The 12,746-nt window shown below is 44.4% G+C and carries 14 protein-coding genes; 9 read left to right on the forward strand and 5 right to left on the reverse strand.

Going from position 1 to position 12,746, the window contains the following annotated elements; genetic code table 11:
* Positions 1-1,096, reverse strand: a 1,096-nt coding sequence (locus AB7U21_RS00690) for a PAS domain S-box protein (RefSeq protein ID WP_428386441.1), incomplete at its 3' end; no start/stop codon positions are given.
* Between the two features lie 243 nt (positions 1,097-1,339).
* Here AB7U21_RS00690 and AB7U21_RS00695 point away from each other — a divergent pair.
* From AB7U21_RS00695 to AB7U21_RS00705, 3 genes are all read left to right on the forward strand, one after another.
* A complete protein-coding gene (locus AB7U21_RS00695; RefSeq protein WP_428386443.1) occupies positions 1,340-2,287 on the forward strand; it encodes an alpha/beta hydrolase in 948 nt (315 codons plus the stop codon).
* Positions 2,288-2,594: 307 nt separating this feature from the next.
* Positions 2,595-3,308, forward strand: a complete 714-nt coding sequence (locus AB7U21_RS00700) for an HAD family hydrolase (protein WP_333786809.1) — start codon at positions 2,595-2,597, stop codon at positions 3,306-3,308.
* A 2-nt stretch (positions 3,309-3,310) separates the two neighbouring features.
* Positions 3,311-4,504: an NAD(P)/FAD-dependent oxidoreductase gene (locus tag AB7U21_RS00705; protein WP_428386459.1), complete on the forward strand. Its 1,194-nt coding sequence runs from the start codon at positions 3,311-3,313 to the stop codon at positions 4,502-4,504.
* A gap of 30 nt (positions 4,505-4,534) precedes the next feature.
* Here AB7U21_RS00705 and AB7U21_RS00710 read toward each other — a convergent pair whose 3' ends face one another.
* On the reverse strand, positions 4,535-5,038 hold the full coding sequence (locus AB7U21_RS00710) for an amino acid-binding protein (RefSeq protein WP_428386445.1): 504 nt from the start codon (positions 5,036-5,038) through the stop codon (positions 4,535-4,537).
* Between the two features lie 214 nt (positions 5,039-5,252).
* Here AB7U21_RS00710 and AB7U21_RS00715 point away from each other — a divergent pair, with 214 nt between their 5' ends.
* A complete protein-coding gene (locus AB7U21_RS00715; protein WP_333786812.1) occupies positions 5,253-6,602 on the forward strand; it encodes a homocitrate synthase/isopropylmalate synthase family protein in 1,350 nt (449 codons plus the stop codon).
* Positions 6,603-6,737: 135 nt separating this feature from the next.
* On the opposite strand, the gene AB7U21_RS00720 is transcribed toward AB7U21_RS00715, so the two are convergent.
* Positions 6,738-7,766, reverse strand: a complete 1,029-nt coding sequence (locus AB7U21_RS00720) for an isocitrate/isopropylmalate dehydrogenase family protein (RefSeq protein WP_333786813.1) — start codon at positions 7,764-7,766, stop codon at positions 6,738-6,740.
* A gap of 95 nt (positions 7,767-7,861) precedes the next feature.
* On the opposite strand from AB7U21_RS00720, the gene AB7U21_RS00725 reads away from it, so the two are divergent.
* Positions 7,862-8,704: a TatD family hydrolase gene (locus AB7U21_RS00725; RefSeq protein WP_428386448.1), complete on the forward strand. Its 843-nt coding sequence runs from the start codon at positions 7,862-7,864 to the stop codon at positions 8,702-8,704.
* Positions 8,705-8,716: 12 nt separating this feature from the next.
* Here the strand turns inward: AB7U21_RS00725 and AB7U21_RS00730 are convergent, their stop codons facing one another.
* Together AB7U21_RS00730 and AB7U21_RS00735 are read right to left on the reverse strand one after the other, a co-directional pair.
* Entirely contained in the window at positions 8,717-10,036 is a 1,320-nt protein-coding gene (locus AB7U21_RS00730; protein ID WP_428386450.1) for a glycerate kinase type-2 family protein, read from the reverse strand.
* A 255-nt stretch (positions 10,037-10,291) separates the two neighbouring features.
* Positions 10,292-10,648, reverse strand: coding sequence for a helix-turn-helix domain-containing protein (locus tag AB7U21_RS00735; protein ID WP_333786841.1), 357 nt, complete (start codon positions 10,646-10,648; stop codon positions 10,292-10,294).
* 126 nt (positions 10,649-10,774) lie between these two features.
* On the opposite strand from AB7U21_RS00735, the gene AB7U21_RS00740 reads away from it, so the two are divergent.
* The 4 genes from AB7U21_RS00740 to AB7U21_RS00755 form a co-directional block, all read left to right on the forward strand.
* Complete coding sequence (locus AB7U21_RS00740; RefSeq protein ID WP_428386452.1) at positions 10,775-11,107, forward strand: cupin domain-containing protein; 333 nt, start codon at positions 10,775-10,777, stop codon at positions 11,105-11,107.
* An 8-nt stretch (positions 11,108-11,115) separates the two neighbouring features.
* Complete coding sequence (locus AB7U21_RS00745) at positions 11,116-11,454, forward strand: CGGC domain-containing protein (RefSeq protein ID WP_333786817.1); 339 nt, start codon at positions 11,116-11,118, stop codon at positions 11,452-11,454.
* Between the two features lie 16 nt (positions 11,455-11,470).
* The gene (locus tag AB7U21_RS00750) at positions 11,471-11,839 is read left to right on the forward strand and encodes an ATP-binding protein (protein ID WP_333786818.1); all 369 of its coding nucleotides are present in this window, start codon (positions 11,471-11,473) and stop codon (positions 11,837-11,839) included.
* Positions 11,836-12,746 (forward strand): formylmethanofuran dehydrogenase (locus AB7U21_RS00755; RefSeq protein WP_428386455.1); only part of this gene is annotated, 911 nt, incomplete at its 3' end. The genes AB7U21_RS00750 and AB7U21_RS00755, both read left to right, overlap by 4 nt.

Here is a 12,746-nt window from a genome sequence, read left to right on the forward strand (position 1 = left end):
TAACTGCCATAGGATGGATGACTATACTTAGATCATCCAATAACTCTTGAATATAAAATCTCTCACAATACAATTCCATTTTTCCTGCTTCTACTTTAGAAATATCCAATATCGTATTGATGAGATGTAACAGGTGTTTCCCACTGTTCAGGATGTTCTGGACATATTTTGCTTGTTTTTCATTCATATCCCCAAATATCCCTTCATTCAGGATCTGTGAAAAACCAATTATAGAATTAAGTGGAGTTCTTAGTTCATGGCTCATATTTGCCAGGAATTCGGACTTTGCCCTGCTGGCCTCCTCTGCTACAAGCTTCGCATGTAACATCGCCTCTTCTGCTTGTTTACGTTCATTGATATCCTGGAAGCTCTCAAGGATATACTGTTTACCATGAAGACTGATCCTTTTAGTGTTCTTGAGAATGGGATTCTTCCTACCATCCTTGCATTTGATTGTAGTGTCCATGCCCTGAAAACCATTAAGTCCCTCAACCCATATAGGACATTTTTTTGATCCTGATCCTTTTGGGCACAGAATATCACATAACTGGCCTACAAGCTCTTCCTTTGAAAAACCCGTGATCTCGCAGGTCTTATGATTTACATCCTCGATAATATAATCCTGCCCAATGATCAGAGTGCCGCTAGGAATGTTTTCATACAGCGCCTGGAACTTTTCTTCACTTTCCTTTAAGGTTGTCTCTGCAAGCTTCCTTTGGGTAATATCCCTTTGCGAGGTAAGAAAACCACATAAATTTCCATTGTCATCATAGAAGCGGTAGAAGCCCAATTCACAAAAGAATGTATTACCCTCCTTTTTTTCAGATAAAGAGTCAATAGAATAACTTCCACCATTATTCAGAATATCTTTTATTTTATCCTTTACTTGTTCGCTGAGACTGTCCACTTTCAAAATATCAATTGACTTGCCTCTCAATTCATCTAACGTCCAGCCAAAAAGATCTTCTGCAGCTTTATTCACATATAATATCCCAAACTCGCTGTTCAAATAGATCATACTATCCCTGGACTGCTGCGCCATGTTTTTGAGTATGATCAGTTCGATCTCTGCAGACTCACGTTTCGTGATATTCATTCTTGCCCCTCATATGAACATTAGAACTTTATTTTTTTGATCAACTGCCATGGTATGAATATACTCCATAGCTGCATATATAATATTCTACTTATAAAAATTTATATTCAGCATTAAATCATATGTAAAACGGAAACATAAATTGAAAGGAGTATCAATGTACATTTATAACCCATGTTTTTCAGAGGGAAATAATTTAAATATTTAGAATAGTGGATAATGAAACATCAATGGGGAGATCGGATGAAAAGGAATAAAAAATTGAAGGGCAATGCCCTGCAAAATCGCAGTAAGGACATCCAGATGCGCAGTATCGCAATCGGAATAGGTGTTGTGCTTATGATCACAGGTGTCATAGGAATATTACACAACATGCGAAGTTCCGGGGAATGGTCTGTTTCTGATGAAGGGATACTATCTTATGATCTGCCGGAAAAAGTAGATCATTCTATCATTGAAGCTAACACGACAGAAAATGGGAATGCGCTCAAGTCGCTTACATTCGCTAGTGAACAGAGCATCATACAAGGACTAATACGTCTTCCTTTATCCAGCAAAAAAGTCCCTGGCATAGTAGTGCTTCCCGGAGCTGGGATCACAAAGGAAGAACAACAGGGGCTTGCATCTGACCTTGCAGATATGGGATACGCCACCATCACTATCGATCAGCGTAACCAAGGGGTTGTGAACCCTGAAACTGATCTGGAACTATTTGAAGAAGGTAAAGGACCCTTTGAGTACAGCATGGTATATGATGCCCTCATGGCTGCTGAAGTGTTAAGGGAACAAAAGGAAGTGGATCCTGAAAATATAGCTATGCTTGGGATCAGTAACGGAGGCAGGTTTGCCATAATTGCAACAGCTCTTGACCCCAGGATCAAGGGAGTCATTGGCATCAGTACATCGGGATACCAAACCGGTTCAATCGATAAGAACATGATTAATGAAAATGCATACAAATTCTACAGGTCCATAGATCCCGATAACTACATAACAACAATATCACCCCGGAAAGTTGTCATGATCCATGCTATTAATGATACTATAGTTCCCTACAGCATGGCCGAGAGTACATTTGAATTGGCCAAAGCACCAAAAACAATGTATACCGTGAATGGAAGCATACACGGATACAGTCCATCTGCAACAGGAGAATTAGAAAAAGAACTGGCAATTATCTTTGACCAATGACCGGAATGAAGATCATCTAAGATCTCAACGGCATTTATCTGATGGCACCCGGATAAAAGCCTGCCCGCAAGATGAGTAAAAGCCGTCTTTTCTTTCACATGGTTCATGAACTTGTATATTATCCACAAAGTTACTTTCTCTGTTAGGTTCAATAGTATCGAGAGACACCTGATGATCACCTGTATTAAATAGATACTAATGCAGATATATACAAGAGATATATAAAACTCACTCTTTGTAAAGAACACATCTTTTATTATAGACCTTATCTATTACATGTTGTCTGAAAGATACAGAGAGGAAATTCATGAAGCTTGAAACACAGGCTATACTCAATACAGATGACCTTACCTGCATCATGTTCGATATGGACAATACGCTTTTTGATTTTGTGGAAGCAAAAACACGTGCTTGCCAGGAGATAGTGGACCACCTTGGATGTGGAGATGCCCTCGAACTTCTCCAGTACTTCAGAAGACCAGGCTGCGGCTTCGAAGACTGGAACAATATACGGGACTATATTTTGGACATGGGTGTATTCTCACGATCTACGTATGATGAATGCTGTAAGATATACGAAACAGAGAAATTAAGAGCTGTGGATCCATATCCAAACGCCATTCCCACTATCAGGGAACTCAAGAATATGGGACTGAAAATTGCAATACTTACAGATGCACATAGTAAAAATGCAAAAAAGAGACTTGAAAAGACCGGTTTCTCTCAATGGCTGGATGCTCTCTTCTGTGCGGACATCACAGGTTCAAGCAAACCTTCGCATCAAACTTTCCTTTTTGCTCTGGAAGCACTTGACCTGCAGCCATGTGAAACTCTCTTCGTTGGGGACAGCCTGCGCAGGGACATTGCACCTTCAAAGGCTTTAGGAATGCTCACTGCCTATGCAGCTTACGGGGACAGGAACAACGATCCATACAGAAGTTCCGGAACTGCATATCCTGATATTATACTGAACGATATCAGCGAAGTGCTCGACCTGTTCAAAACTGGAAAAAGAGAATGAACATGCAGTATGATGTCATTGTTGTAGGAGGCGGACCTGTCGGCTCAACTGCAGCACGCTACGCATCTGAGGAAGGAGCAAAGGCTTTGCTTATTGAAGAACATGCTTTTATAGGTTCACCGGTGGGGTGTACAGGCCTGCTCAGCACACGTGCAGTAAAAGAATGCGATGTTGAACCTTCGGATGACTTTGTCCTTAACTCTGTCAGAGGAGCCTATGTTCATCCCCCCTCTGAAAGACCATTGCCTATAGACGGAGGCAAAACAAAAGCGTACGTAGTTTCAAGAAAAATGTTCGACAGAACACTTTTCAGGATGGCAGCAGATGCCGGGGTTGACGTGATGCTCAGGACACGTGCAATAGGAATGCAGCTCAGCAACAGTTCTCAGACTCTCAGCGTGCTTGAAAAAGGCAACTTGCGGAACATCCGGACAAAAGTGATCATTGCTGCAGATGGAGTACGCAGTAATATGGCAAAGATGGCAGGTCTTGGCAATGTGCAAAGGATCATGCCAGGCATACAGGTAGAAGCTCCATACAGGTCAGATGACCCTGATTTTGTGGAGCTGTTCGTAGGTTCGAAGGCACCTGGTTTCTTTGCCTGGACAGTGCCGGTGGATGAACACGTTTCAAGAATAGGACTGGCAACCGATAGTATCAATGGCCCTGAAACTAATGAATGCCTGCAATGGCTGCTACAGCATCATCCACATATTGCGGCCCGCTATCAGGGTGGGCTAACAGATATGGTATTCGGCGGCATACCTATAGGACCCCTGCGCAGGACCTATGCTGATGGGATAATGGTAATTGGTGATGCTGCCGGCCAAACTAAACCGACTTCCGGAGGTGGCATCTATACAGGTGCTTTATGTGCCAAAATTGCCGGAAAGGTGGCAGCTTCCCTTGATGACGATGCTTCTGCAGGTAATTTACAACAATATGAGAAACAATGGAAAGCTGCCATTGGAAAAGAACTTAGCATGGGTATGAGGATACATGATTTCATCAAAGGTCTCAGCGACAGTGAACTGGATGAGTTGCTAGGCGCTATGAACACACCTTCTATCATGGACACTATTACAGAATACGGGGATATGGACCATCCTTCGATACTCATCAGGAAAATGCTTGACCCAAGAAGGTCAGTGCATATGGTGAAGCTTTTCACAGCCTTTGCCAAAGCTGTGCTGTGAGATCCATACCTCAGAACCTGATATGAAGGATCAGGATATACTTACCCCTTTTACACTTTTCAATTTGAGAAGTTCTTCTACAACTTCTCCTGAAACCTTGCTGTCAGTGATAATTGTCAGGCGTGGTTCATTCGTAAAATGAGGGTCATCTGAAACTGCCTGCCTGATGCTGACGCCATGAATGGAGATCACACCAGTAACGTCGGCAATTATACCAGAATGTGCCGCATCATCTGGAATTATGATAATTACTCCAAGGCCAAGAGAAGGAGCCACATCCCTTAAGAATGGTATGGAATGCACTTTCTGGAATATATTCTTCAAGAGAGGGTCGTCAAGTATGGCCTCTGTGGTAGAGTCCACCACACGCCTGTCTACCCCTACCTCCCGTGCAAGCTGGGTATGGGGGATCTCTATCTTACCGGATGTAACTTTTCCCTCTTCGTTAACCTGAAAACCGCGCTCGAAAAGCAGCCTTATGACTTTCTGCTGAGCAGGGTGTTTTTCGAATTTCTGCATTATCGTGCTCCACATGGTCTATAGATTAGCGTTTAAATTATAAATCCTTAAGTCAGATAACCAAAGAAAACCTTTTAATCTGAACACACATGTAGAATAGCAGGTTTTGTACACACCTGCTGGACGGTCCTGTGATCCTTAAAAGCATATGGGGCCATGCCTTTAAATGCAGATGTGAACGTATTATTTTGCCAGACCATATTTGTGTTGGCGCTGTTGGAGGAAATATATGAAGACATACCGGGACTATGATGACCTGCCTAAGATAGAACTCCCCTATGGGCAGGAGGTGTCGATCAGTGACAGTACCTTAAGGGATGGAGCCCAGATGCCGGGCATTGTAATAAGAAGCAAGCACAAAGTGCAGATATACGAATATCTGCATATGATCGGCATTGAAAAGCTGGAAACATTTGTCTATAATGAAAGGGATAGAAAGGCTATCAAACTCATGCAGGACAAAGGATATGAATTCCCGGAAATAACAGGATGGGCTCGTGCAAATCCTGCGGATATCGATATGGTCCTCAATGTTGACGGAATAGAAGAAACAGGCATCCTCATGTCCGTGTCCGACCCCCATATCTACGATAAGATGAAACTTCCGACCAGGGAAGCAGCTCAGGAAAAGTATCTCAATGCTTTGCAATATGCAGTAGACCATGGTCTTAGGACACGCGCTCATATCGAAGATATGACCCGTGCTGACAATTATGATTTCGTGTTCCCTCTGGTGGAAAAGATACTTGAGATCGATCCTGACTGCACCATCCGGATCTGTGACACCATAGGATATGGCATCCCGTTCATGAACGTGGATGAACCCTACGGAATACCCACTATTGTGAAATACCTGAAACAAGATCTCGGTGCAAAGAACATAGAAACCCACTGTCACGACGACTTTGGGCTTGCAGTCGCAAACTCCCTGGCAGGCTACTGGCACGGTGCCAACTGGTCCAATGTGACATACCTGGGTATTGGCGAGAGGGCAGGCAATGCAGAGATGGAAAAACTGCTGGTCTTTCTGAAAAGGCGTATCAAGGGCTTTGAGAAATATGATCTGAGCTGCCTTGTGGAATTTGCCAAGTTCATGGAGAAGGAGATCGGTATAAGGATACCCCGAAATAAATCTGTGGTGGGGCAGAACGTATTTGCCCATGAGTCCGGCATCCATACTGCAGGCGTCATCAAGAACCCCTTCACATATGAACCATATCCACCCGAGATGGTTGGAGGCCAAAGGAACTTCCTCATCGGGGATTCTTCGGGAATAGAGGTACTTAAGTTCAAGGTACAGGAAACGCTAAAAGAAATGATGGATGTCCACATAGAGGTAGATAAGAACGATAAGCGTCTAAGGAATATACAGGCAGACATCCAGAGACTCTTCAATGAAGAAAAGAGGGTTTCCTGCATTTCCGATGAGGAGATCCGCGCCTATGTCAAGAAGTACTTCATGTTCAACCCCATAGTGAACCAGGACCTGCATCGCAGAGAGGACGATGAAGGCCAGGACCATGCTCCGGGAAACGATCAGCGTGAGATCAAACCTCGTATGTACGACGAAGTGGACTGAATAGTATAGAACACAGAAGCACTGGCAGACTGCTCAATATTAAATGTAATGGATGTCTGCCACCAATTTTGTTTTATTGATCTCCTGATTGGGACCGGTTTTTAGAGAGTCTATAAAAATAATAAAGAGAAGCTATTACTTAAGCTCCTCTGCAGTATACTTTGCGATCGCATTTGTCATCTCACTGAGCTTTGCATTGCCTCCCAGATCGTACGTGACATACTTGCCTTCGGATATGACACGCTCAGTAGCCCTGAATATGGCTGCCGACCTCTCTGGTTCACCCAGATATCCGAGCATCCAGGCACCTGCAAGTACTGTAGCCACAGGATTCACTTTGTCCAATCCTGCATATTTGGGCGCAGAACCGTGAGCTGGCTCGAACATGGCGAAATTATCGCCAATATTGGCAGAATATATCAGACCGATGCTTCCCACAAGGGCAGAACATTCCTCACTGAGCACATCCATGAACAGGTTAGTGGAAAGTAACACTTTGTTGTTGAAGATCTGCGGGTTCTTGATCAGCTGCTGTGCTATATTGTCGATATGATATTCCCACACTTCAATACCCGGATAGTTCTGGGCCGCTTTGTTCACTTCTTCCAGGAACAGACCACATGTCCGCCTGAGAATATTGCTTTTGTGGATAGCCACAACTGTATCATAATTTCTTCTTTTGGCCTCCTCAAAGGCATATCTTGCAACCTTGCCGCTTGCTGTGCGAGTGATCTTCCTGATGGCTATGGCCACATCATCGGTAAGACGTATCTCCTCGCCCACATACAGCCCTTCCGTACCTTCACGTACACACACAAAATCAACATCACCAAGAGGTCTGCTGGTATTAGGGAAGGTCTTGATGGGACGCACGTTGGCATAAAGATCATATTTCTGCCTGATGGAGACAGCCACACTTCTTGGAGCTCCCACTATACCAGGGGTTGTCGTAGGACCCTTGTAGCATGCATTAGAACTGTCAAGGATATCCCAGGTCTCATCAGGGATAAGGGAATTTCCACCATGCTGCTCCCACCATGTGGCACCGGCATCACAGGTTATGAACTCCACATCAGTTCCGGCAGCTTCCATTACCTTGAACATCGCATCCACCAGTTCGGGACCTACGCCATCTCCTTTAATTACTGCTGCAGTCTTGCTCACTATTAATCACCGACCATTCTAAAGGCATAGGTCATTTTTAAGCCTTCGCCATGAAACACGAAACTTTAATCCTGATATAACATATATATTCAAGTATGAGTGGCAATTTCCCCATAACAGATGAACACATGCATATAGATCCCAGAAGCAAAGGTCTTGAAGCTGTCAAGGAGTTCCAGCAGGCAGGAGGAACACACATATTCCTTGTGATGAAGCCATCCTGGACACTAGGTGTCAAAGTCACAAGGGCTGAGGACCAGATAGCTGTTTTTGAAGAGACCATAGAGATCTCCAGACAGATCAATGAGACCGGCGTGAGATCTTTTCCTGTGCTGGGGGTGCATCCTGCTGAGATTACTCATCTTCTGGAGTACATGGACCTGCAAACTGCAATAAGAACGATGAAAGGAGGACTGGACATAGCTGCCGGATATGTGGAAAAAGGACTTGCTGTGGGTTTGAAAAGTGGGAGGCCGCACTATCCGGTCACACCGGAAGTATGGAACGCTTCAAATGAAATAATGGAACATGCCTTCACCCTGGCAAAAGACCTGGATTGCGCCGTGCAGCTGCATACGGAAAGCGTAGGAGAACCCGAGCTTGAGGACATTACCGCCCATGCCAGGAAAACAGGCATCAGCCTTCATAAAGTGGTAAAACATTACGCTCCTCCGCTGGTGAACGCCTGTGAACGACTTGGCATATTTCCCGGAGTGCTGGCAGGCAAAGGGGCCATAGAAGAAGCATTGACCCAAGGCACCAGGTTCATGATGGAAACGGATTACATAGATGACCCGCAAAGGCCTGGGGCTGTACTTGGGCCCAAGACCATACCCAAAAGGACATTAAAACTTGCCGAAGAGTACGGGGAGGAGCCCTTCTGGAAGATCCACAAGGAAAACCCCGAACTTGTATATGATGTCGACATCGAGCTTTAACAACTCGTATAATTACTTCACAAGCAGAATGTAGATATCCATCACATTTGTACCAGTCTGACCGATCTTATGTAGGTCGCCAATGTCATCAAAGAAAGGATAGGAATCATGTGAATTCAACATCTTCCTCGCATCCATACCTTGCATTGCAGCTTTTTCCACACTGCTTCCATCAGCAAATGCACCTGCTGCGTCAGTGGGACCATCGATACCATCCGTGCCGGCTGCAAGGAACAGCATGTCTTCCAGGCCTTCCGTCTCTATAGCAAAGGATAACGCCATTTCCTGGCATCTTCCACCCTTTCCACCATTCCTGATTGTGACAGTGGCTTCCCCACCTGCAAGAATACAGGCTGGCCTTGACATGGGCCTCCCATGTAAAAGTTCATTCTTTGCCAAAGCGGAAAATACCTTTGCGATCTCTTTAGACTCGCCGGTAATATAAGAACTTAGCAACAGAGTATTGTATCCCATCTGTGATGCCTTCTTTTCAGCAGCGTCAAGAGCAATGCAATTAGTACCTATAAGCTTGCTATAGCAAAGATCAAATACCGGGTCCCCTGTTTTGAGCGTTTCTTCGACCAATCCGTTCAGTCCATCCTCCAGTAAACGACTTATGGAAGGGAGAAGTGTGATCTGATACCTCTCCACAATATCATAGAAATCTTCGAATGTGGATGAATCAGGAACAGTAGGTCCTGAAGCAACTATATCCAGAGTGTCACCCACCACATCCGATAGCACAAGACTGATCGATTGGGCAGGGAAAACCATTCTTGCAAGACCCCCGCCCTTTACTACGGACAGGTGCTTTCTTACAGTATTGATCTCTTTTATAGTCGCACCTGAAGAGAGCAAAGCTTCATGCAGCTTGACAAACTCCTTGAAGGATACATCCTTACGTGGAAGTGCGAACAGAGAAGAACCACCACCAGATATGAGGAAAAAAACAAGATCTTCTTTTCCTGCCTGAAATAAGATCTCCTTTACCATCTGACCTGCTTTAAGGCTATTCTCATCAGGAACAGGATGTGCTGCCTCATATACCTCGATTTGCTCAAGTTTGCTCCCAAGTCCGTATTTAGTGATCGCCATACCTTTAAGAGGCAGATCATGGAGAATTTCTTCGAGAGCCTTTGACATGGGCACCGAGGCTTTTCCAAAAGCTACGACATATATGTTTCGGAACTCGTCCAGATCATATGAACGGTTCCCTACCTGTAATGTGTTCTTATCCCTTGCCAATGCCCTTTTGACAGCAACAGAAGGCTCCACAGCCTCTATGGCACTTTTAAGGATCTCAGCTGCATCTTTCTTTAGACCATTGCGCATAATCTATTCACTCAAGAACTCTGCTCTTATTTATTACCTGCCAGAATCCCATCTGGCTCCCTTCATCTGACTGGAAACCTAAACTTATGGATCGAAATGTTATACTTACATGAAACACCGCTGTCCATAAGCCAGTGGATCACCACTATGGATAACTGTGCCAGAACAAACCTTTTTCCACCTACTTAAATCTTCTCAAATTATCCGGCCACATCGCTTGCCAAAAACAAATATGTGCTGAATAAAGATAGCTGATCATAGTTCACAAAGTCTGCACACAGAGTTTTCACATACCTTATTACCAAACTTCCATTTAAGGCCCCATGCCTTGATGTCACGTATTATAGATATGAAGTCCTCTCCGCTGGCAGTAAGGGAATATTCACAGCGAACCGGGAGCACAGAATCGTCAATGATTTTCTGTATCAAACCCTGCTCTTCCAGTTCCTTTAACCTGGCTGAAAGGGTCTTAGGCGTAATGTCCTTCAGTTTACGCTTAAGCTCATTGAATCCTTTTTCCCCTTTTTCACCCTTATGAAGTTCAAATAAGATGTACATGGACCACTTTTTGCCAATTATATCTACTGTCTTATAGACGGTACAATCCTTCATAGTATCCATATAGAAACTACATGATATATAAATTAATATCTTATTTATACTTAATATCTAAAGGATACCAAATAGAGTGGAAAATGGCCAGGCAACAGGCCTGTCTGTTCAAAGGAGCGATATATCATGCAATTCCTCAACAAAACCCCTTCAGGGGAAGTACTTATTACATCCGGGCTGGTAAACTACCAGGAAGAAGCAGTTGTCAGCCGCACTCTCTCACAAACAAAGAATGGTACTGTAACTGTTTTTGCTTTCGACGAAGGACAGGGATTGAGTGAGCATACTGCACCTTTTGACGCAATGGCATTCCTGCTGGAAGGAGAAGCCCAGGTCAATATACAGGAAAAGGAACATTTGGTGAAGGCGGGAGAGATGATCATAATGCCCGCAAATCAGCCCCACAGCCTGATGGCTTTGAAGAGGTTCAAAATGCTATTGATCATGTTACGCTCCTGAGGTGCAAGATGACAGATGATCAGACAAAGAAAATAGCAATAATAAGATGCGACATTGTTTCAGAAGCTTGTCCTGGTGTCGGTTGTTTCATGGCATTCAATAACAGAAAGGAACATTTCAGGGAATACGGAAGTAACACTGAAATAGTAGCATTCTTTACCTGCGGGGGATGTTCCGGACGCAGAGTATACCGCCTGCTGAAATCCCTTGGAAGGTTCAAAGTAGACGTAGTACATCTCAGTTCATGCATGCAGATGGATAACTATCCTAAGTGTCCGCACATAGAAGAGATAAAGAGGACAGTTCTAAATGCTGGCATGGAACTGGTAGAAGGCACACATCATTAAGGAGAAGTGGTATATCATGGTATTAAGGACCATAGTGAAAATAGATGAAGAGAAATGTAACGGTTGCGGAAAATGCATATCCCCCTGTGCGGAAGGTGCGATACGTCTTATCAACGGCAAAGCAAGGGTCGTATCAGAGGAGCTCTGCGATGGCATGGGCTTTTGCATAGGCGTATGCCCTCAGGGAGCTATCTCGGTCGAGCAAAGGCAAACCGTTGAATTCAACAGGGAAAAGGCAGAGTCACAGCCTCGCAGTACAGATATATCCATAAAATGCTTTAAGTGCGGAAAGGGAGAGAATGAAAGATATCTCATGCCTTTGCGTTATAATATGGAAAGCATCTGGGTGTGCACACGCTGCCTGCCATCGTTGATACATGGATGAGAAATATGCTGAAGATCAGGATCCTGAAACCTATCGACAATCTGTGCGATTATACGTTCAATTTCTGCTGGAACGACAGCAAGCTGCAGCCTGAAGATGTGATACCTTCTCAGGAAGGCACTTCCTTCACATACGCAGACCTTGTAGCTGAGCTCAAGGCCGGTAGAGACGTATGCATAGATGGAAATGCAGGTAAAAGGCTCGCTTATAGTTTAGGGACCGACCTGAAGCATCTGGGAGGTACAGGTGGAGCTGAAAAGGCGGGAAACATATTCATCGAAGGTGATGTCGGACCTGAAGCCAGCATGGGGATGGCATCAGGAAGCCTTTATATAAAGGGCAACATCGAAGAACCCTGGGGAAATATGTTGGAAATGACTTCTGATGTCAAAGGCTACAGGAAATTCCGTTCTATAACAGATCTGCTCGCTAACGGTCCTGGAAAGGATATGTTAAAGAACAATTCACTGACTGAAAACACCCTCAAATTGAACGATGGCATCCTTAGGGGAACCATAGGGGCAAGGTCTAACTGGCAAGGCACTATCCTTGTGGAAGGAAATGTCTATAACGGTACTGGCGTGCTTATGCAGCAGGGAACCATAATGATCAAAGGAGATGCGGGAATGAACACAGGTTCACACCTTGATGGCGGGACCGTCGTTGTTCATGGCAGTGTTGGCGAATTCTCAGGTGCCTATATGAAAGGCGGAAGATTGGCCTTCATAAATGCAAAAGGCTATGTTGGTGCAGGCATGACAGGAGGAGCCATATATTCAAAGAAAAAGGCCAGTACAAGTCCTCCGGCGGCCAAGGCAAAGCTGGAAAAGGACGATATCGAATTTATCCGCAAAAACATGGAAACAGGCCGTGTTGAATCCATGCTCTACAACAAATATGAACCTGA

The organism is Methanomethylovorans sp., assembly GCF_050177135.1.
Lineage (GTDB): Archaea > Halobacteriota > Methanosarcinia > Methanosarcinales > Methanosarcinaceae > Methanomethylovorans.

Excerpts from the sequence above, each read along its gene's own strand:
- AB7U21_RS00695 (WP_428386443.1), top strand. The coding sequence starts at position 1,340 with ATGAAAAGGAATAAAAAATTGAAGGGCAATGCCCTGCAAAATCGCAGT.
- AB7U21_RS00700 (WP_333786809.1), top strand. The coding sequence starts at position 2,595 with ATGAAGCTTGAAACACAGGCTATACTCAATACAGATGACCTTACCTGC.
- AB7U21_RS00705 (WP_428386459.1), top strand. The coding sequence starts at position 3,311 with ATGCAGTATGATGTCATTGTTGTAGGAGGCGGACCTGTCGGCTCAACT.
- AB7U21_RS00710 (WP_428386445.1), bottom strand. The coding sequence starts at position 5,038 with ATGTGGAGCACGATAATGCAGAAATTCGAAAAACACCCTGCTCAGCAG.
- AB7U21_RS00715 (WP_333786812.1), top strand. The coding sequence starts at position 5,253 with ATGAAGACATACCGGGACTATGATGACCTGCCTAAGATAGAACTCCCC.
- AB7U21_RS00725 (WP_428386448.1), top strand. The coding sequence starts at position 7,862 with ATGAGTGGCAATTTCCCCATAACAGATGAACACATGCATATAGATCCC.
- AB7U21_RS00730 (WP_428386450.1), bottom strand. The coding sequence starts at position 10,036 with ATGCGCAATGGTCTAAAGAAAGATGCAGCTGAGATCCTTAAAAGTGCC.
- AB7U21_RS00735 (WP_333786841.1), bottom strand. The coding sequence starts at position 10,648 with ATGAAGGATTGTACCGTCTATAAGACAGTAGATATAATTGGCAAAAAG.
- AB7U21_RS00740 (WP_428386452.1), top strand. The coding sequence starts at position 10,775 with ATGCAATTCCTCAACAAAACCCCTTCAGGGGAAGTACTTATTACATCC.
- AB7U21_RS00745 (WP_333786817.1), top strand. The coding sequence starts at position 11,116 with ATGACAGATGATCAGACAAAGAAAATAGCAATAATAAGATGCGACATT.
- AB7U21_RS00750 (WP_333786818.1), top strand. The coding sequence starts at position 11,471 with ATGGTATTAAGGACCATAGTGAAAATAGATGAAGAGAAATGTAACGGT.